Source organism: Dyella sp. (assembly GCF_036746095.1).
GTDB lineage: Bacteria > Pseudomonadota > Gammaproteobacteria > Xanthomonadales > Rhodanobacteraceae > Dyella_B.
The window spans coordinates 45,744-66,493 of the sequence record NZ_DAIOEU010000001.1 but is presented as its reverse complement, the minus strand read 5'-3'; the positions used below and the strand labels follow the sequence as shown (position 1 = coordinate 66,493).

Below are 20,750 nucleotides of genomic sequence, written 5' to 3'. Positions count from 1 at the left end.
TGCGTGCGGGTTCGCGCGCTTCTTCCATTGACCAACTTCCGGAAATGGCCATGTTCATGTCCTTACGTCCACTGCGTTTCAACGTGAAGCTGCTTGCCTGCGTATGGGCGCTGACGGCAAGCGGAGCCGCCCTCGCTGGCGCTACCACGCTGTCGGATACACCGGTGTACAGCACTTCCAACGTACCGGCGAACTTGATGCTGGCGTTGTCGGTGGAATATCCGACCGGCACGGTGGCGGCCTATAAGGGCAGCAGCGACTACTCCAAAAGCACGACTTACCTGGGCTACTTCGATCCGGCCAAATGCTACGACTACAACAGCAACACTGGCGCGGGCTACTTCACGCCGGTAAGTGGCGTGACCGGCCCGGTGTGCACCGGGCACTGGAGCGGCAACATGCTCAACTGGGCGCTGATGACCTCGTTGGACGAGTTCCGCCAGGCACTCACCGGCGGCAATCGTTCGATCGATACCACATCAACCACCGTGCTGAAGCGCTCCAATCTCAATTCGCAGACCAACATCCAGAATTTCCCGATCAAGATACTCAATTCAAGTTCGAGCTTTTCGCCCGCCTCTGTGATCGGCGACAGCAAGTATTCCTCGCTGAGCACGGTGTATCTGTTCTCGTACCAGCAGGGTTCCAGCTTCATCATTTCCAACAACTACACGGCGCCCAACAAAAACAACAACAACACGCCCACGGTGGTCAACGACGGCAACAACAATTTCTACACGGTCTACAACGCACAGGTGCAGGTGTGTGTGCCAGGCATGCTGGAAAGCAATTGCAACAGCGCGCACGCCTCTACCGATTACACCGGCGCAGGCCAGTACAACAAGCCGGAAGGCCTGATCCAGCAGAACTACACCAGGATCCGCGTCGGCGCCTCGGCATACGGCTTCCTGAGAGGTGATACGCAACCCAACGGCGCGGTGCGCGCTCTGCTGCGCGACAACGGACCGACCACGTACAACGGCTACGGCGCGCCGCAAACCAACAGCTATTCGGAATGGGACGGCAGCACCGGCATTTTCAACACCAATCCGGACAGTGCCGATTCCACTTACGCCAAAGCGCCTGGCGGCGCGGCATTCACCGACAGCGGCACTATCAACTACCTCAACAAGTTCGGCTATTCCAACGGCTACGAGCAGTACGACAACGTGGGCGACCTGTACTGGGCCACGCTCGCCTATTACATGCAGGTGCCGCTGGATGCGAGCTACACCAAAGGTCTCACATCGAGCAACAGCGCGGACCCGAGTTTCCCGGTATTCACCGGCACGGCGGTGGCTTCCGCCAGTAGCCCAACGGTCAACGATCCGATCCAATACACCTGCCAGAACAATGCCATCGTGACGATCGGCGATGCACACACCTGGTATGACACCGCCGTGCCCACGTTGGCCCCCGCCGCCAAGAACAGCGCTGGCACCTTATTGTCGCCATTAACGGTAGGCGGCACCGTGGGTACGGCGCTGGACGCATCCAGCTATGTCACCACCCTGGGCAACCTGCCACTGATCGAAAAGCAGGGCACGACGGCAGCTTCCGGCACCATGGCGCAATACCTCAATGTCACCGCACTTGGGAGCGCTTACGAAATCAGCGGTGAATACGCGACGTACAACATGGCAGGTCTCGCCTACTACGCGCACACCAAGGATATTCGCGCCGACATCAACGGCAGCCAGAAAGTCACCACCTACACCGTCGACGTCCTGGAACCGGGCAGCTACGACGGCAGTTCGAGCCATCCGACCTACAACCCATCCGGGCTGAGCAATGGCTCCGGCCCGGACATGTACTGGCTGGCCGCGAAATATGGCGGATTCAACGACGTCAATGGTGACGGCCAACCGGCCGACATACTCACCTGGCATACGAACGGCACTTCCGCCGCCACCAACGATTTGCGGCCGGACAATTACTTCCCCGGCAACCAGCCCACCCTGATCCAGAGCGGCCTGAAGCAGATCTTCAACAACGTGGCCTCCACTGCCTCGGCGACCGGCGCCGGGCTCACTGTTTCGTCTTCGCGCGTGTTGTCCAACGTCATCGCCAACACCGCGCCCTACTACGCACCCGTGACTGGCTTTCCCGCCTACAACACGGCCTATGTACCGGTGGTATGGACCGGCGACGTCACCGGTTTCGTGGCCGCCACCTCCGGCACGTCCGTCACTACGGCCAGCGGTAGCACGCCGTGGCATGCGCAGATCCAGCTGGACACACTGACCCAGGCCACCTCGACCAGCAGCAGCGGCACCACCACCATGGGTTGGAGCAGCGGCAGACGCATCGTGACGTGGAATGGCAGCAAGGGCGTGCCGTTCCGCTACGCCAACCTTTCCACCTCGGAACAGGCTGCCATGGATACCACCACGCATGGCTCGCAATTGGTGGATTACCTGCGCGGCGACAAGAGCAATGAAGGCACGCTGTTCCGCACACGCAGCCACATCCTGGGCGACATCGTGAACTCCGGCGCGACGCTGGTGCAGAACGCGCTGTCGCCTTCCTATTCCGAAGCGGCCAATCCCGGCTATACCGCTTTCAGCAAGACCGTCGCCAATCGCCAACCGGTGATCTACGTGGGCGCGAATGACGGCATGCTGCACGCGTTCGAAGCGGACTTCACGGGCGCCACCAGCACTAACGCCGTCACTGGCGGCGGTAGTGAGCTGTTCGCCTATGTGCCCAGCATGGTGTTCAACGGCCCCAACAACACGCCGCTGGTGGATGGCCTGCCGGCGCTGGCCAACCTCAACGGCGTCTCGACCAATAATTTCGCGCATCACTTCTACGTGGATGCTACGCCGCAAGTGGCGGACGTGGACTTCACCTATATCAGTGATGGCACGGCCGCGCCGGCCACTACGGCATCGACCTCGGACTGGCACACCATTCTGGTGGGCGGCCTCGGCAAGGGCGGCAAGGGCATCTACGCGCTGGACGTAACCAGCGTGCCGCAAGCCGTCGATACGTCAAGCAGCTCGACAGTGGAAACTTCTCAGGCGGCGAACGTCCTGTGGGAATTCACCGAAGCGGACATGGGTTACAGCTATGGTGCGCCCTTGATCATCAAGACGCGCAAATACGGCTGGGTAGTCGCGGTTACCTCCGGCTACAACAACACTGGCGGCACGCTCGCTGGCCACGGCATCCTCTACCTGCTCAGCGCGAAGACCGGCAAGATGCTGCAGAAGATCGATACCGGTGTGGGCAGCGCCACGGCGCCCGCCGGCCTGACGCAGGCCACGGCATATTCGCAGGACATCACCGATGGCACCGTCGACCAGATTTACGCGGGCGATCTGCTCGGCAACGTGTGGCGTTTCGATCTGACCGAAGGCGCGACGGATGCGTCCGGCAATCCCACCGGCAACTATCCCTCGCCGACGTTGCTTGCCACGCTCATCGTTTCGAACAAGCCGCAACCCATCACCACCGCGCCGCGCATCGAGCTGAGCATCAGTTCGACCGGTTTGACCACGCTGCGCTGGGTGTTCGTGGGCACCGGCCAGTTCCTGGACATCAGCGACCTCACCACCACGCAGCAGCAAACCATGTATGCCTTGCGCGACGGCTCGGGCACCACGCCCTCCACCTCCGACCTTCCGTTAACGCGCAGCTCGCTGACCGCGGTAACCGATCTCACCCAGGGCGCTTCCCTCGGCGACAGCTCGCTGGGCTGGTATTACGACCTCACCGGTTCGGCTGGCGGCACCAACGGCGGCACCGAACGCATCGTGGTAAACCCCGCGGCCACGGCAGGCTTGAACGTGTTGGCGTGGGTGACGGTGATTCCGTCGTCCGATCCTTGCTCGCTGCAAGGCGCGATCTACGCCACCAACTACGCCGGCGTTTCCGTGCTGGAGAGCAGCGGCGGCAGCGTGGTGAATTACCTGACGACGCAATCGGCACCAACGGGCGTGTCGATTCTTCAGAACGGCGGCAGTGCCGTGGTCGGCACCAACACCACCACCAACACCCCCAAATTGAATAGCCTCAATTCGAACACCAACCCCAATAGAGTCAACCGGGCCAATTGGCGCGAAATCCTCAACTGATCGAGGTTGGCCCATTCGCACAGGGATTTGACCCTTTGCGCCATGGGCATGTCAGCGGTGTTTGGCCAGACTGCAAGCGCATCCGCGCGATGGCGCCGATCAGTTGATCTCCCAGTGATCGGCTGGTCGACGCGGCAAGCATCGGCGGCATGCGCAACGGTTGACTTTCCTCCCTTTGCAACCGTTGTCGACTCACGGCGCCGAAGATGTATCCGCCCACATCTTCGGCGCCGTTTTTTTATTGCGCGTTCACCTGGAACCAGGTGGTGCTCACCCAGCCATTGCCACGCGTGATCTCGCACCCGGCTTCCACCACGTCCAGGTACATCGACTTGCTGAAGCTGGCGCGACCGACCAGCTTGTTGAAGAAGTGCATGATGTCGATGTTGGCGCTGCCGCTGGTCGGCAGGCTCGCCGGCACGCTGCTGCGCTGGGGCAGGAAGGTGTAGACGTAGTACCCAGCGGCGGAGTTGTCGCCATACCACAGGTCGTAGGTGACACCGTTTTCGGTGATCACGCCGGTGGCGATCGGCGAGCCGATCGGGTAGGAGTTGTTGCCGGCCCAGATCATCACTTCCAGCTGCGGCGTGGACTTCTGGCTATCGTTGCGCAGGAACATGTCGTAGGCGAAGTCGCCGGCCATGTTGCTGCCGCCGGAGGCATACGAGAACGCCGCCGGAATCGTGCTGACGGTGGAAAGCCGTTTCGGGAACAAGGTGTCGCCCGTCGGGTTCCAGCCATAATGCCAGCCGCGGATGCTGGCCGGATAGCCGTACAGGCTATAGCTGGAGAAATTGAACGAGGCCGTCCATTGCGGATATTGGCCGCTGGACGGACTCCACGCGATATTGCTGTTGTTGAAGTTGTTGTCCCAGGCGAAATACGGCGAATAAAGATTGTAGGCACCTGCGTGCGCTGTACTGGCCGCACCTGTGCAAAGCAAAACCCCGGCAACCATCGAAGCAAGCATCTTCTTCATGTTCTATGTCTCCCGATGTGAATGGTTCAAGCCATGTTGTTGGCATGCAAACACCTGCGGGGAGTTGAACCCCTTGTGCGTACGTGGATTGTTACTCCCCTCTTTTCATGCGCTGATGCAGCCGCATGATTGGTCGTTATCGATAGTCGCGTAGGCACGCGAGGTCAAATCAAAAAACGCAGATATGCGTTTGAACATTCAAATTCGTAAGCGATGATTTTTGTTTTGGTAAATGGCGTGAATGTGGCGTCACGACAGGTTGTCATGAGAGTCGACGCAAAGACTGAAGTGACAACTCTTCACCTCATGGCCGTCATTCCCGTTTTCGCGCACTGCTGTCCGGGGAAATTTTTCGCCGTTCTTGCGGGAAAGCTAAAACGGCGTCATTCCAGCGAAAGCTGGAATCCAGCGACTTGAAAATCTGCAAAGGCACTGGATTCCAGCTTTCGCTGGAATGACGAGCTGATGGCACTGAATTTCCATGGGAAATTTTCGATGCCGGGTGCTATGCCCGCGCATTTCTGAAGAACTTCATTTTCCCCGGACAGCAGTGCGCGGAAGCGGGTATCCATTTTCACAGAAGCATCCGTGCAATATGGATTGCCGCTTCCTAATGGGCCATGCGCTCAAGCAACGGCGCGATAGATGAAATTTCTCACACGCACGCTGCCTGTCTTCGCGCTATAGATGCCGAGGCGGAGACTTAGGAATTCCCCGAACACATTGTGATTCAGGCCAGATACTTCCATGCGCAGATCGAGCAACGTCCAGGTTTTGCCTTCATCGTGCGAGTAGTGGAACGTCACCACGTTGTTGTCATTAGCGAGCCGGACGCGCACGCTGGACGTACGCATGGGCTTGCGTGCCCAGGTGAGTTCCGATGCATATTCGAAGGTTTTCATGGTGTCTGGCGTAAAACCGACGCCCACGAATGCCTTGGGGTTGTAGAACAGCAGCAGGCCGCCTTCGGCGTCGCCTTCGAGATCCAGGCTTACTTCGGCAATGTAGGAGCGATCGCCAACCAGGCACGTCAGTGGAGAAGTATCCGCGGGTGACCCGCCCTTGCCGGCGATGCGCAAACCGCCGGGCTCGTAACTCGCGCGCCGCATGTCTTCCGGTTTCGGGTTGTAGAAGGTCCACTGCGTGCCCAACCGGTTGGTGCTGTAGTCATCCGATAAGGCTGCGCCGGAAGCACTGCGCTTGCCGCCTTTCGGCGCAGGCAACGGTTTGGAAAGATCGCCGCCGGTCGCCTTGAACCAGCCGTCTGCAGTCCACTCCATGGGCGACAGCAAGGTCTGGCGCCCCAGTGTGCGGAAGCCGTTCTCGTAGCCGTGATAAACCATCCACCAATCGCCCGCTGGTCCTTCCACCAAGGACGCATGCCCGCGCGACCACCACGGCTCATCTGCACTGATCGTGCGCACCAGCGGATTGTGCGGGCAATGTTCCCACGGACCGTGGATGGATTTGGAACGCGCGGCGATCACCATATGGCTGGTCGGCGGGCCTGCCGTGCCGCCCACGGCGGTGATCAGATAGAACCATTCGCCATGGCGCAAAAGCTTCGGCCCTTCCGGCGCGAAATCCTCCACCACCCAATCTTCCGGATAGCGCCACGGACTGTAGGCATGCTGCATCGGGCCATCCGCGGCAAGACCATCATCGGTCAGGCGCACCATGCGAATGCCGTTGACGAACAGATAGCGCTTGCCATCCTCGCCCACCACGTGCCCCGGATCGATGCAGCCCTCGATGCCCATATCGATGGGATCGCTCCATGGGCCTTTGATGTCGTCGGCCCAGATCACATGGATGGACCAGCCCTTGCCGGTGTCGGCGGGAATGTAGATGAAGTAGCGGCCCTCGTGCTTGCACAGGTCGACCGCGAAGATGGTGCCGAGCGGTTTGTGCAGGGCGGCGGTGATCGGCGACCAGTTCACCAGGTCGGTGGAATGCCAGATCACGATGCCGGGGTAGTAGCAGAACGAGGTGAACGTCATGTAGTAGTCGCTGCCATCCTTGAGGATGGTGGGATCGGGGTGATCGCCGGCGACGATGGGGTTGAGGTAGGTGCCGTTGCCTAGGTCGGCTTGGCGCTGGTTTTCCAGGCCGTGTGTCCATTGGGGCTTATACGGTGCGCATGGTGTGGTGCTTGCCTTCGTCATGAACGGCGCGGCAGCGGCGCTGGTCAGCAGCAGCTTGAAAGTATTACGGCGAGAAGTATCGACCACTCATCCACCCTCAGGAATGTTTGTAGCTCCGGGTCGTCATTCCGGCGAAGACCGGAATGACGACAAGGCAAGATTCCGTGTCTCGCAACTCCGACGATCGTAGGTTGGGGCGCGAACCCCAATATCCGTTACCGACATGCATGGCAAGGTGGGATTGCACCCCAACCTACAAATGCTCAATCGCGCTTGGTGCCGGACAACACATCCACCCACACGGCAATCACCAGGATCGATCCCTTCACGATCAACTGCCAGTAATTGTCGACGTCCATCATCGACATGCCGTTGTCGAGGCTCGCCATCACCAGCGCGCCGATCAGCGCACCGTGCACGGTGCCGGCGCCGCCACGCATCGAGGCGCCACCGATGAAGCACGCCGCAATCGCATCCAGTTCGCCGTTGGTACCTGCGGAAGGCGACCCTGCCGCCAAACGCGCGGTGTTGATGATGCCGGCAAACGCACACATCAAGCCCATCAGCGCAAACACCACCATCTTCACGCCGGACACGTCGATGCCGGACAGGCGGCTGGCTTCCATATTGCCGCCCACCGCATAGATGTGTCGTCCGAAAACCGTCTGCGTGCCAAGGTAGGTGAAGATCGCCAGCAAGGCGAGCAGGATCATCACCGGTAGCGGCACACCGTTGTAGCGGTTGAGCGCGACCAGGAAGCCCACCATCACCGCGCCGATGGCGATCACTTTTACGGCATCCCGCCATGCAGCGGATTGCGGAATCGACAACGCGGCGCGACGGCGGCGGCGCATGATGGTCATCGCTACCAGCACCACGAAGATGATCGCCGCCAGCCAATTCGACAGGGTGGGATTCACGTAGCCTTGCGCGAGATACACCATGTCCGCCGGCACCGGTGCAATGGTGGCGCCGTGCGTAATGCCTTGCAGTACGCCGCGAAAAGCGAGCATGCCGCCCAGGCCAACGATGAAGGATGGCACGCGCAACCGCGTCACGATAAAGCCGTTGAGCAGGCCGGCGACGAGCCCGAGCACCAGCACCATCAGCACGGCCGGCCACGAGCCCCATTGCAGGTTGACCGTGAGCACCGCGGCGATGCCGCCGAGCAGGCCAAGCAAGGAACCGACGGACAAATCGATTTCACCGGCGATGATCACGAACACCATGCCGCAAGCCAGCATGCCGGTGATCGAGGTCTGGCGCAGCAGATTGGAAATGTTGCGCGAGCTGATGAAGGCGCCGTCGGTGGCGATGTGGAAGAAGACCCAGATGACGGCGAGCGCAAGCAGCAGCGCCAGGATCTTGTAGCGGACGAAGAGTGTGCGGAGTTCTTGTGCGCGCATGTTGAATCGTGTTCCCGTTTATTCCCTAAACCAAATGTCGGCAGGAAGTTTCTACGAAGCGTTCGTCATTCCAGCGAAAGCTGGAATCCAGTTTCAATACGTTGTGCGAAGCACGCAAAACCTTTATGTCGTGTGCTGCGCACATCATCTTTAACTGGATTCCGGCATTCGCCGGAATGACGGAGAGGCAAGATTGAGCATCGACGACATAGGCTGTCTTATGCCCTCTTCGCCTGCGGAATCGCCGCCGCCATTACCTGCTCCTGCGTCAGCCCATCGTTCGGCAGATCCGCGCACAAGCGCCCCTCGCCCATTACCAGCACGCGGTCGCTCGTGCCGAGAATTTCCGGCAGTTCCGACGACACCAGGATGATCGAGATCCCCTCTTTCGCCAGCTCGAAGATCAGGCGATAGATATCCACCTTCGCGCCCACGTCCACGCCGCGCGTGGGTTCGTCCAGGATCAGGATGCGCGGCTTGGTCAGCAGCATGCGCGAGAACAGCGCTTTTTGCTGGTTGCCGCCGGAGAGATTGGCAATCGGCAATGCGGCGCTGGAGGCCTTGATGTGCAGCGAGGCAATCTGCGCCTCGGCCACGCTCCATTCGCGTCCGCTGTCGAGATGGCCCGCGCTCGCGTAATGCCGCAACGTGGCCAGGGTAATGTTCTGGTCCACGCCCAAGAGCGGCACGATGCCGTAGCGCTTGCGGTCTTCGGACACCAGGCCCAGGCCGGCGCGGATCGCATCGCGTGGCGAGCGGATCTTGAGCGGCTTGCCGTCCATCACCAGCTCGACCTGGCTGCGCCCGGGATATGCGCCGAAGATCGCGCTGACCAGTTCGGTGCGCCCAGCACCGACCAAGCCGGCGATGCCAAGGATCTCGCCACGCCGCAGCGCGAACGAAACATCCTTCACGCGCTGGCGCGAGGGATCGGTGACGTCGTAGCAGGTGACGTGCCTGGCTTCGAACACCACCTCGCCGATCTCGTGTGCCACTTTCGGATACAGCGTTTCCAGCCGGCGCCCCACCATCATGGCGATGATGCTGTCTTCGTCCAGCTCGCTCATCGGCTTGGTGGCGACGTGCTTGCCGTCGCGGATCACGGAAACGGTGTCGCAGATGCGCGCCACTTCGTCCAGCTTGTGCGAGATGTAGATGCAGGCGATGCCGCGCTGCTTGAGCCGCTCGATGATGCCGAGCAGCACTTCGGTTTCTTTGCTGGAAAGCGACGACGTCGGCTCGTCGAAAATCAGCAGGCGCGCATCCTTGGCCAGCGCCTTGGCGATTTCGAACAGCTGTTGATGGCCTCCGCCGAACGCCTTCACCGGCAGCGCCACGTTGACGTCTTCCAGCTGCAGCTCTTTCAGCAGGGCATGCGCGCGGGCGTACATCGCCTCGTAGTTCATGCGCCCGCCGGGCAGCTTGAGTTCGTTGCCGAGGAAGAGGTTTTCCACCACCGACAACTCCGGCACCAGCATCAGCTCCTGATGGATGATGACGATGCCGGCCTGCTCGCTGTCGCGCACCGAACGCGCCTGCAACGCCTTGCCTTGCCAAAGGATTTCCCCTTCCCAGGTGCCGTGCGGATACACCGCCGACAGCACCTTCATCAGGGTGGACTTGCCGGCGCCGTTTTCGCCGCACAAACCGAGGCATTCGCCGGGGCGCACCTTCAGGTCGATGCCGTCCAGCGCCTTGACGCCGCCGAACGACTTGCGGATATCGCGCATCTCGAACAGGTAATCGCTCATGGCTTGTCCGCTCCGTGGCCGTACACCTGTTCGTGCGTGTAGAAGCCGTCCTGGATCACCACATCCACGTTCTTCTGCGTCAAGAGGATGGGCGTGAGCAACACCGTGTTCACATCCTTGGTGCCGTTGTTCAAGGTGGTGGTGTAGTGCGGTTGTTCATCGCGGACCAGCTGCACGGCAAGTTGCGCCGCTTCCGTGGCAATCTTCTTGATCGGCTTGTAGACCGTCATGGCCTGCGTGCCGTCGATCACGCGCTTGACCGCGGCCAGGTCGGCATCCTGGCCTGACACCGGCACCTTGCCGGCCAGGCCTTGCGCGGCGAGTGCCTGCACGGCGCCGCCGGCCGTGCCGTCATTGGAAGCGACCACGCCCTGGATATTGTTGGCGTTGGCAGTCAACGCATCCTCCACGATGCGCAATGCCTTGGATGCATCCCAATCCGGCGTCCACTGCTGCCCGACGATCTTGATGGCGCCGCTGTCGATCGCCGGCTGCAACACTTTCATCTGGCCCTGGCGGATGATCTTGGCGTTGTTGTCGGTGGGCGAACCGCCGAGCAGGAAATAGTTGCCCTTCGGCGCACGATCCAGCACGCCCTGCGCTTGCAGCTCGCCGACGCGTTCGTTGTCGAAGGTGATGTAGGCATCGACGTTGGCGTTGAGGATCAGGCGATCGTAGGAGATCACCTTGATACCGTTCTGCTCCGCTTCGGCAACGACGTTGCTGAGCACTTTGGAATTGAACGGCACGATCACCAGCACGTCGACCCGACGGGCGATGAGGTTTTCCAGCTGTGCGACCTGGCGTTCTTCGCTGGCGTCGGCCGATTGTACGTAAACGGTGGCGCCGAGCTTGGTGGCGGCGGCGACGAAGTAGTCGCGGTCGTGGGCCCAGCGTTCGAGGCGGAGGTCGTCGATGGAGAAGCCGATGACGGGGTGGGCTTTGCTGGCTTGGGTGGTGGTGGTGAAAGTACACAACATTGCCAGCGCGAGATATTTCAGCGCCCCCATTATGCCTTTCCGTGCCTTGCCGTCATTCCGGCGAAGGCCGGAATCCAGTGCAAATACGCTGTGCGAAGCACTCGACATAAATGATTCGGTGTCCTTCGGACGCATATTTAAACTGGATTCCGGCCTTCGCCGGAATGACGAGCGAGGGGTTGAACGCAAGAGATCAACACCACGCTCCGCACAGCCCCTCACCCCAACCCTCTCCCCGGAGGGGAGAGGGAGTAAAACCCCCAGCTTCCTCATGTCGTTCCTCTTACCCGATACACACCGGCCAGCTGGCGATACAACGCCCGGAACATCGGCTGACGCTGCTCGCGATAATACGCATGCCGCCCCGCATCCGGTTCACGCACGGCGGTGATTTCTGGCATTTCGCACACATCTTCCAGCTTCGCGCCGGGTTCCGCGGCAAGATGCGCCAGGCGTGCCGCACCCAGCGCCGCGCCTACTTCGCCACCGGCACGCAAGGTCAGCGGCCGGCCGATGATGTCGGCCAGCATCTGTGTCCAATATGCGCTGCGCGAGCCGCCACCGATCACGGTGATGTCGTCGGCATGCAAGCCGGCCGCATCCACCGCTTCGATGCCGTCGAGCAAGCCAAGGCCCACGCCTTCCAGCGTGGCATTGGCGAGATCCGCGCGCGCGGTATCGCCACGCAAACCGGTGAAGGCACCGGCTGCATGCACGTCGTTATGCGGCGTGCGTTCGCCGCTGAGGTATGGCAGGAAGAACGGCGCATTGCTGCGCACCGGCGTGCGTTCCGCATCGGCCAGCAAGGCGGGGACGTCGGCATAGCCGGTGAGGTTGGCGGTGAAGTCCAAACAACTCGCTGCACTGAGCATCACCGACATCAAGTGCCACGTGCCGGGCAAGGCGTGACAGAAGCTGTGGACCGCCTGCTCGGGACGCGCGAGATAACCATCGGAAACGGCGAAGTACACACCCGACGTACCCAGCGACAACATCGCCTGCTTATGGCGCACGATGCCGACGCCAACCGCGCCAGCCGCGTTATCGCCGCCGCCCGCTGCCACCGGCACGCGTTGCATACCCCAGCGATCGGCCAGCGATTGGCTCAAATATCCAGTCACGCCATTGCCTTCATGCAGTGAAGGCATCGCATCCTGCGGCAGGCCAGTGAGTTCCAGCATCTGCTGGCTCCAGCGGCGCTCGGCGACATTCAGCCACAAGGTGCCGGCTGCATCGGAAACATCGGTGGCGTATTCGCCGGTCAGGCATAGCCGCAGGTAATCCTTCGGCAACAGCACCTTGGCGATGCGCTCGAACACGTGCGGCTCATGCTCGCGCAACCACAGCAGTTTGGGCGCGGTGAAGCCCGGCATGGCGAGGTTGCCGGTGATCTGGCGAAAACCCGGCCAGTTTTCCATCGTCACGCACTGCGCATCGCAGCGGCCGTCGTTCCACAGGATCGCCGGACGCAGCACCTGGTCGGCCTTGTCCAGCACGGTGGCGCCGTGCATCTGTCCGGAGAGGCCGATGCCGGCGATCTGGCGCGGCGAAATCCCTGCCCTGCCCGCCTCGGCCAGCACTTGCTCGATCGCCGACTGCGCTGCCTGCCACCACTCGTGCGGGTCCTGTTCCGACCAGCGCGGCTGGGGATGGGACAGGCTCAGCGCGTGCGAAGCGGTCGCACGCACCTTGCCCGCAGCATCGATCAAAACGGCCTTGATGGCCGAGGTACCCAGATCGATTCCGAGAAACATGCGTCAGCTGTAGATGTAAGCGTTGACAAGGTTTTCCAGGTGTTCCTGCTGACCTGAAACATGCGCGGGGCGCAGATCGCGCTTCACCGCATCCTGCGCCAGCGATTCCAGCGAGAAACCGCCTTCCAGGATCTGCTTGCCGAACGGCGCATCCCAGCCGGCGTAACGCTTGGCCTTGAATTCGGCCAGCGCATCGCGCTCGATCATCTTGGCCGCGCGCTCCAAAGCGATGGCCAGCGTGTCGAACGCGCCGACGTGGCCGTGGAACAAGTCGACCGGATCGCTGCTCTGGCGGCGCACCTTGGTGTCGAAATTGAAACCGCCGGTGGTGAAGCCGCCGTGGCGCAGGATCTCGTAGATCACCAGCGTCATTTCTTCCACGCTATTGGGGAACTGGTCGGTATCCCAGCCGTTCTGCGGATCGCCGCGGTTGGCGTCGATGCTGCCGAACAGGCCCAGCGCGATCGACGTGGCCACTTCATGATGGAAGGAATGCCCGGCGAGCGTGGCGTGGTTGGCCTCCAGGTTCACCTTCACTTCCTGCTCCAGGCCGAACTCCTTGAGGAAGCCGTACACGGTCGCCGTGTCGTAGTCGTACTGGTGCTTGGTGGGTTCCTGCGGCTTGGGCTCGATCAGGATGGTGCCCTTGAAGCCGATCTTGTGCTTGTGCTCCACCACCATCTTGAAGAAGCGGCCGAGCTGCTCGCGCTCGCGCTTCAGGTCCGTGTTGAGCAACGTGTCATAGCCTTCGCGGCCGCCCCACAGGACGTAGTTGGCGCCGCCCAGGCGATGCGTGGCCGCCATGGCGTGGAACACCTGGGTGGCCGCGCAGGCGAACACTTCCGGCTGCGGGTTGCTGGCCGCACCCGCGGCATAGCGCGGATGGCTGAACAGGTTGGCGGTGCCCCACAGCAGCTTCACGCCGGTCTCGGCCTGCTTGGCGGCCAGCACGTCGACCATGGCGGAAAGGTTGCTCACGTATTCGGACAAGCTGCTGCCTTCCGGCGCCACGTCAGTGTCGTGGAAGGTGTAGAACGGCGTGCCCAGGCGCTTGAAGAAATCGAACGCGGCGTTGGCCTTCTCGCGTGCGCGCTGCATCGGGTCGCCGGCTTCGTGCCACGGGCGGCCGAAGGTGCCATGGCCGAACATGTCCACGCCCGGCCATACGAAGTTATGCCAGTAGCACACGGCCAGACGGAGATGCTCGTCCATGCGCTTGCCCAGCACCAGGCGCGCCGGATCGTAATGACGAAAAGCCAGGGCGTCCTTGGCCGCCCCGGCCTGTTGGATGGGGTTGATGTGGTCGAAGTAACTCATGTGGTGCTCCTGTGTACCCGGCCGATGCTGCAGTTCACACCTCGCCCCCGCAATTGCGAAATCCGCCATCCGCGCTGGGTTTTTCTTTGTCGCGTTGCGTCATGTGCCTGATCCTGCGAACTGTTAGCTTTTTGTCACGGCACGCGTGGCCGTGCCTGGTTGCTGCTCATGACAAAGCCACATCGCATCGCACTGCTTTTCAACGCCAACAAGGTGTATGACCGGCAGGTCATTGCCGGCATCGGCCAATACCTCACTTCCACCCGCGTCAAATGGGATCTCTTCATGGAAGAGGATTTCCGCAGCCGCACGGTGGGCATCCACCAGTGGCGCGGCGACGGCATCATTGCCGACTTCGACGATCCCGTCGTGGGCGAGGCGCTGGCGTCCATGCCTATTCCTGTGGTGGCTGTCGGCGGTTCCTACGCCGACGAGACGCACTACCCGCACAACATTCCCTACGTTGCCACCGACAACCACAAACTGGTTCGACTGGCCTACGACCATCTGATCGAACAAGGTCTGCAACGCTTCGCCTTTTACGGCCTGCCGCCCAGCCCCGGCAATCGCTGGGCGTACGAGCGCGAATTGGCTTTCATGCAGATGGTGCGCGCGGATGGTTTGGAAGGCAGCGTGTATCGCGGCTCTTCCACCAGTGCGGGCGGCTGGGGCCGCGCGCAGGAAGAAATGGTGGAATGGGTGCGCTCGCTGCCCAAGCCGATCGGCATCATCGCCACCACCGACGCGCGCGCCCGGCATTTATTGCAAGCCTGCATCGTCGCGGACGTACCTATCCCGGAGCAGATCGCCATCGTCGGCATCGACAACGATCCGATCGCGCAATTGCTCTGCCGCATTCCGCTGACGTCGGTGATCCAGGGCGCGGAAGAAATGGGCCGCATGGCCGCGCAAGTGCTACACCAGATGTTGCATGGCGGCGACTGTTCCACCACGCGCGTGCTGGTGCCGCCGGTCGGCATCAACGTGCAGGCCACCAGCCTGCATCAACCGCTGAAGAGTGCGTACGTCATGCGCGCCAAGCATTACATCCGCCAGTACGCATGCCTGGGGATCAAGACCGAACAGGTGGCCGACTATGTCGGCATCTCGCGCACGCTGCTGGAAGAACACTTCAAGCGCGAGCTGAAGCAGTCGGTGCACCAGACCATCCTGGAGCACAAGCTGGAGATGGCGCGGCAGATGCTCAACGATCCGTCCATCCCGTTGAGCGAAGTGGCCGTGCGCAGCGGCTTTACCTCGTTGCAGTACATGTACGCGGTGTTTCGGCGCGAATTCAATTGCACGCCGCGGCAGTACATGGAGAACGTGCGCGACGGCGCACGGGCGCATTGACCACGCTTGGGGCTTGGGCCCCGAGCTTTTAAGGCAACACTGACTAAGTATCGCCGTCGTCACCAGCCCTGTCTGTTCGCAGGCCACAGGGGCGCCGGCGAAGGCAGACTGGCGCATCGTCGAGACGGGGACCTGCGGCATGCGAACAGACAGGGCTGGCCCCAACAGGTTGAATTCAAAGTGATGGGGTGATGTCTGGAAGGCCCGCAGGCTGCGCCGCGCGGCTTGGCAAGACGGCCAGTCTTCCCGGCGCCACGCAACACACCCTGCGAGCCTTCCAGACATCATGACGACGGCGATACTTAATCAGTGTTGCCTTAAGGCAACACCATAGAACGTGGGACCATCCCCGCGTGCCAGGTGTGGATTTTCGATCAGCTTCCTGGCGCGGCTGCGTCGCCTGCCCAACCCTCTTCGTGCGCGGGAGAGGAAACCGAAATCGCCATCGCCACACCAGGCGCTCCGCCCAAACACCATCAACAGAATCAGCGCCACGAAAACTGCTCCCTCCCCTGCTAACAGGAGAGGGAGCTGATCGTTTGCACCCCACCTACAACTTCAGCGTGGCTTCCAGCGGCGTATCGTTCGACGCATCGCCCACATACACCTTGAACGCGCCCGGATCGACCTGCCAACCGTGATGGCCAACGTCGTAATACGCGAACGCGCGACGATCCAGCTGCAAGCTCACATGCTGCGTCTGTCCCGGCTGCAAGCGCACTTTGCGGAATGCCTTCAACTCGCGCGCCGGCCGCGCCACCTTGGCGGATGGATCGCCCACATACACCTGCGCCACTTCCGCGCCTTCGCGCTGGCCGGTGTTGGTGACGTCGAACGAGACTTCCACCTGATCCGGCCCCACCGTCCTGGTCGCAAGGTTGGCAAAGCGGAAGCTGGTGTACGACAAGCCATAGCCGAACGCGAACAGCGGTTGGGCTTTATCCGGATGGCTGGTGTACCAGCGATAGCCCAGGAACACGCCTTCGCCATACGTCACCGACGGATTCGTGCCTGCCGGGTGCGGCGGCGCGTCGTACCAATCGTGCGTGGGGTTGTCGGCCCACTGGCGCTCGAAGCTGATCGGCAGCTTGCCTTCCGGCGAGTGCTCGCCGAACAACACCTGCGTGATCGCCGTGCCGCCTTCCTGTCCCGGATACCAGTTCTGCAGTAGCGCCGGCACTTTGCCGAGCCAATCGTCGGTGGCATAGCCGCCGCCGGAAGTGACGGTAACCACCGTCTTGCGATTGATATCCGCCACCGCTTCGATCAATGCCTCCTGCCCCCACGGCAACTGGAAGGTGCGGTCGAAGGCTTCGCTTTCGGAAGTGGGATCGAAGCCGACCGCGACCACTGCCGCATCGGCCATCGCAGCGATCTTCTTCGCATCGGCGGAAATCAGGTCGTCGATGGCGATCACGCCAAAGCCCATGCGGCTGTAATCGACGTCGGGCCTGTAGTCGAGGCGAATCGACACCGGCTGGTTCGCATGCAGGCTCAGCGTGGCATACAGCGGTGCCTGGCCTTCGCGATGCGGCTGCGTGATCACCGGCTTGCCATTGATGTACAGCGTATACGTATCTTCGCTGGCCGCTGCGGTAAGGAACAAATACTTGCCGTCGTGCCTGGGCACGAAACGGCCGCTCCAGCGGATGCTCTGCCGCTGCGTGGCCGGCGTGGTCCACAGTTCCGGCTTCCACAGGTTCACCTGCTGGTCGACCGCGCTGTTGCTGGGCTTGCCCTGGAACGCGTCGTTGGCAAAGGTTTCCTTGATCAGGCCCGGCTTGCCGTCCAGGGTGCTGAAGCTGGATTTCTTGAACACGTCCGTCGCCGACGGCAAGCCGCGGCTATACAGCACGTTCACCTTGTCGCCCACCAGGTGCGTGATGCCGGTGAGCACGCTCTGCGCCTGGAATGTATCGATGTGCGAACTGCCGCCGGCGCTGCTGATGGCCGGGTCGGCATTCGGGCCGATCACCGCAATGGTCTTCACGTTCGCATCGAACGGCAGCACGTGATGGTCGTTCTTCAGCAACACCAGGCCTTCCAGCGCGTCCTTCAATGCCACTTGATCGTTTTGCAGGCTATACAGCGGCAGCGACAGATCCTTTTCCGGGCGATCGAGGAAACCGAAGCGCACGGCCGTGCGCAGGATGCGGCGCACCTTGTCGTCCAGCATCGCCTGCGAGAGTTTGCCGCTGCGCAAATTGGCCAGAATCAAATCAGGCTTCATTGCATCGGGCGCCGGCATTTCCAGGTCGAGGCCGGCGTTGAAGGCTTTCAGGCCATCATGCGTGGCGCCCCAGTCGGACATGAAGATGCCGTTGAAACCCCAGTCCTTCTTGAGAATGTCGTAGCTGATCGCGCGGTTCTCGGCGAGGTAGTCGCCGTTGACCAGGTTGTAGCTGCTCATCACGGCGCCGACATGGCCTTGCTTTACCGCCATTTCGAAAGCGGGCAAGTAGATTTCGCGCAGGGTGCGTTCGTCGATGTGCGTGTCGAGATGGCGACGGTCGTATTCGGAGTTGTTGGCGGCAAAATGCTTCACCGTCGCCACCACGCCCTGGCTTTGCACACCCTGGATCAAGCCGACGGCCATGCTGCCGGCCAGCAGCGGATCCTCCCCGAAATACTCCATGTTGCGGCCGTTCTGCGGCGCGCGGTACATGTTCACGCCGGGGCCGAGCAGGAAGCCGACGCCGCGTGCGCGTGCATCGCGGCCCATCGCTTCGCCGACGTCTTTCGCGAGATTCGGGTCCCACGATGCGGCCAAACCGATGCCGGCCATGTACGCAGTCGAAGGGCCTGGTGCGCGCACGCCATAGGGGCCGTCGCACATGGTCATCGCAGGCAGGCCGATGCTGGGTTCGGCGTGGGTGGAGAAGTTGTCGACGCCGCCGAGCAGTTCCACTTTCTGTTCCAGCGTGAGCTTGGCGAGCATGGCGTCGACGCGTTGCTCGACAGCGGGTGTGTCAGCGACTGGGGTGGTGGTGTCTGCGTGGGCGGTGGTGCATACGCCGAGGGCGACGCAGAGGGACAAGGTGAGGTGTTTCAGAATCCGGTGTTGCATGAAGCGAAATGTTCCTTGTGATTCTTGAGTCTCAGAAAAGCAGCCCCCTCTACCCCTTGGGGAGAGGGTTGGGGTGAGGGGAAGCCGCTTGCGGCTAAATATGGCCATCCCCAGACGCTTGGTTTTTGTGATTCGCACGGAACCCGTTTCCCGCGAGATTTGCCCCTCTCCCCGGAAGGGAGAGGGGGCTCATCTCGCAAGCGACCGATCGCCATCAATACGTCGCCAACTTCACATGCAGCACCTGCGGCTTGCCGGTGAAGTTGAGCCCCCAATCGGTCTGGTCGCCGTTCCACACGCGCAGGAAATTCCAGCGGCCCTGGTCGTCATAGCGACCTTCTTCCACACGTTCCATCATGAAGTGCTCGTGCTCCCTGCTCTTGCCCGCCATGAAATCCACGCGCGCGAAATAGCCGGTGACGAGGTATTCGTTCTTGCCGAGCTGCGCAATCAGCACGCCACCTTTCGGCGGTGAATTGCCCGGCGGCGTGTCGTTGCCGAACTGCGGCAGGCCGTAGGAAACCTTGGCCTGCCAATCGCCGAGGTCGAGGGTTTGCTCGTGCGTGTGCTCCGGTTCGGAAACGCCCCACACCTTGCCGGCAAGGCTCAACGTGGCGATCAGTTCGCCCATCGGGCGCAACAGGCGATTGTTCATCGCAAACGGCTCGAAGGCTTCGTCGTCCGCCTTGCTTGCACCGAGCGGCCAGTTGACGAAGCCGGTGTAGTCGATGCCGAACACCGAAAAGCCGATGCCCTGATGGCCCAGCGTGGCGAAGATATAGCGCGCATAGGGTTGATCGTTGCCGGTCTCGGTGACGACCAGCGGATTGTCCGGCCGCGAATACTGGCCAAGTGCAGCGAAGTAACGCTCGCTATCACGCCAGTAAAGATCCGGGCCGATCATGTCGATCGCCGGTGCGCCCTGCTTCCAGATGAAAAGCACATTCTGCGAAGGGCCGCCACTGGAATGGCTGGCCGGCGGGCTCGGATGCACGGGATCGCTCACCACCGCATTCGCATACATCGGCAGCGGATAGACCGCTTTGCCGGCCGCAGCCACCTGGCCGATGAAACGCGACACCGACCAGGCCTCGAAGAACTCCGCCGCATCCTTGCCGAACACCTGCGTCCACGTACCTGCCGGCTTGTCGGCGGCCTTAAGCACCGCCGGCGGCACCTGTTGCGCGAACGCTGCATTGGCGGCTGGCGAATAGTCGCGATCCGTGCCGTAGGCGCCGGATTCGTTTTCCACCTGCATCAGGATCACGGTGTGCTGCGTGCCGTCGACGTCGCGCAGATGCGTCATCAGTTGCACGAAGGCCTTGCGGTCGGCATCCAGCGTCGCGGCACCCAGCGGCGACAACGAAACCAGCTGCTTGCCGTCCTGCGCGATCACGCGTGGAAAACGCTTGTTGTCCAGCTTCACCCACGAAGGTGCGTAGCTGGGGCTGTTATTTTTCCAGGTACCGAACCACAAGAGCGCCAGGCGCACTTTGTGCTCGCGCGCCTGCTTGAGCAGCGTGTCGAGGAAGCTGAAATCGAAATGGCCTTCCGTGGGTTCGATCTGCTCCCACGCGATCGGCACCATCACGGTGTTGGGCTGTACGTGATCGATGGCCGGCCATACTTGATCCAGCACGGCCGGGTAGTTGCTGGAGTTGCCCACCTGCGCACCGAGCAGCAGGAAGGGCTTGCCGTCGACGATCAGGGCGTGGCGGCCGTTTTGGGTGATGAAGTGCGGGAGGGTGTTGAGGGTTTCGGCGACGGATGGTGTGGAGAGGCCGAGCGTGAAGAGTGTGGCGAGCGCCATCCATGCGTACTTCACTTGGCGGCGTAGATGGGTTTGCATGTAGTGCTCCGATCTTGATGTCTACGTCGATGCTATGTCTCGTCATTCCGGCGAAGGCCGGAATGACGAGA

Annotated in this window: 12 protein-coding genes; 2 read left to right on the top strand and 10 right to left on the bottom strand. The window is 61.7% G+C overall.

The genetic code is table 11. The features are described from left to right. The first annotated feature begins 50 nt into the window (after positions 1 to 50). Positions 51 to 4,079, top strand: a complete 4,029-nt coding sequence (locus V7M64_RS00255; RefSeq protein WP_333676194.1) for a PilC/PilY family type IV pilus protein — start codon at positions 51 to 53, stop codon at positions 4,077 to 4,079. Between the two features lie 238 nt (positions 4,080 to 4,317). Here the strand turns inward: V7M64_RS00255 and V7M64_RS00250 are convergent, their stop codons facing one another. From V7M64_RS00250 to xylA, 8 genes are all read right to left on the bottom strand, one after another. Further along, the gene (locus V7M64_RS00250) at positions 4,318 to 5,058 is read right to left on the bottom strand and encodes a cellulase (RefSeq protein ID WP_333676193.1); all 741 of its coding nucleotides are present in this window, start codon (positions 5,056 to 5,058) and stop codon (positions 4,318 to 4,320) included. 383 nt (positions 5,059 to 5,441) lie between these two features. Further along, positions 5,442 to 5,636: a hypothetical protein gene (locus tag V7M64_RS00245; protein WP_333676192.1), complete on the bottom strand. Its 195-nt coding sequence runs from the start codon at positions 5,634 to 5,636 to the stop codon at positions 5,442 to 5,444. A 48-nt stretch (positions 5,637 to 5,684) separates the two neighbouring features. Beyond that, positions 5,685 to 7,289: a family 43 glycosylhydrolase gene (locus V7M64_RS00240; protein WP_333676191.1), complete on the bottom strand. Its 1,605-nt coding sequence runs from the start codon at positions 7,287 to 7,289 to the stop codon at positions 5,685 to 5,687. 176 nt (positions 7,290 to 7,465) lie between these two features. Beyond that, positions 7,466 to 8,608, bottom strand: coding sequence for a sugar ABC transporter permease (locus V7M64_RS00235; protein WP_333676190.1), 1,143 nt, complete (start codon positions 8,606 to 8,608; stop codon positions 7,466 to 7,468). Positions 8,609 to 8,826: 218 nt separating this feature from the next. Then, positions 8,827 to 10,359: a xylose ABC transporter ATP-binding protein gene (locus V7M64_RS00230; RefSeq protein ID WP_333676189.1), complete on the bottom strand. Its 1,533-nt coding sequence runs from the start codon at positions 10,357 to 10,359 to the stop codon at positions 8,827 to 8,829. Continuing rightward, positions 10,356 to 11,369, bottom strand: a complete 1,014-nt coding sequence (gene xylF / locus V7M64_RS00225; RefSeq protein WP_333676188.1) for a D-xylose ABC transporter substrate-binding protein — start codon at positions 11,367 to 11,369, stop codon at positions 10,356 to 10,358. Before xylF ends, V7M64_RS00230 begins: the two co-directional genes overlap by 4 nt. Positions 11,370 to 11,608: 239 nt before the next feature. Next, positions 11,609 to 13,093, bottom strand: a complete 1,485-nt coding sequence (xylB, locus tag V7M64_RS00220) for a xylulokinase (RefSeq protein WP_333676186.1) — start codon at positions 13,091 to 13,093, stop codon at positions 11,609 to 11,611. A 3-nt stretch (positions 13,094 to 13,096) separates the two neighbouring features. Beyond that, positions 13,097 to 14,410, bottom strand: a complete 1,314-nt coding sequence (xylA, locus tag V7M64_RS00215; RefSeq protein WP_333676184.1) for a xylose isomerase — start codon at positions 14,408 to 14,410, stop codon at positions 13,097 to 13,099. Positions 14,411 to 14,578: 168 nt separating this feature from the next. Between xylA and V7M64_RS00210 the strand changes: the two genes are divergently transcribed. Further along, positions 14,579 to 15,763, top strand: a complete 1,185-nt coding sequence (locus V7M64_RS00210) for a DNA-binding transcriptional regulator (protein ID WP_333676182.1) — start codon at positions 14,579 to 14,581, stop codon at positions 15,761 to 15,763. Between the two features lie 550 nt (positions 15,764 to 16,313). On the opposite strand, the gene V7M64_RS00205 is transcribed toward V7M64_RS00210, so the two are convergent. Further along, positions 16,314 to 18,830: a glycoside hydrolase family 3 protein gene (locus tag V7M64_RS00205; protein ID WP_333676180.1), complete on the bottom strand. Its 2,517-nt coding sequence runs from the start codon at positions 18,828 to 18,830 to the stop codon at positions 16,314 to 16,316. Between the two features lie 214 nt (positions 18,831 to 19,044). After that, positions 19,045 to 20,679: a DUF5597 domain-containing protein gene (locus V7M64_RS00200; RefSeq protein WP_333676179.1), complete on the bottom strand. Its 1,635-nt coding sequence runs from the start codon at positions 20,677 to 20,679 to the stop codon at positions 19,045 to 19,047. Positions 20,680 to 20,750 lie beyond the last annotated feature (71 nt).

Bases quoted from the DNA above. Each gene is read 5' to 3' on its own strand.
- V7M64_RS00200 (WP_333676179.1), bottom strand. From the start codon at position 20,679: ATGCAAACCCATCTACGCCGCCAAGTGAAGTACGCATGGATGGCGCTC.
- xylA (WP_333676184.1), bottom strand. From the start codon at position 14,410: ATGAGTTACTTCGACCACATCAACCCCATCCAACAGGCCGGGGCGGCC.
- V7M64_RS00235 (WP_333676190.1), bottom strand. From the start codon at position 8,608: ATGCGCGCACAAGAACTCCGCACACTCTTCGTCCGCTACAAGATCCTG.
- V7M64_RS00210 (WP_333676182.1), top strand. From the start codon at position 14,579: ATGACAAAGCCACATCGCATCGCACTGCTTTTCAACGCCAACAAGGTG.
- V7M64_RS00250 (WP_333676193.1), bottom strand. From the start codon at position 5,058: ATGAAGAAGATGCTTGCTTCGATGGTTGCCGGGGTTTTGCTTTGCACA.
- xylF (WP_333676188.1), bottom strand. From the start codon at position 11,369: ATGGGGGCGCTGAAATATCTCGCGCTGGCAATGTTGTGTACTTTCACC.
- V7M64_RS00230 (WP_333676189.1), bottom strand. From the start codon at position 10,359: ATGAGCGATTACCTGTTCGAGATGCGCGATATCCGCAAGTCGTTCGGC.
- V7M64_RS00255 (WP_333676194.1), top strand. From the start codon at position 51: ATGTTCATGTCCTTACGTCCACTGCGTTTCAACGTGAAGCTGCTTGCC.
- xylB (WP_333676186.1), bottom strand. From the start codon at position 13,093: ATGTTTCTCGGAATCGATCTGGGTACCTCGGCCATCAAGGCCGTTTTG.
- V7M64_RS00205 (WP_333676180.1), bottom strand. From the start codon at position 18,830: ATGCAACACCGGATTCTGAAACACCTCACCTTGTCCCTCTGCGTCGCC.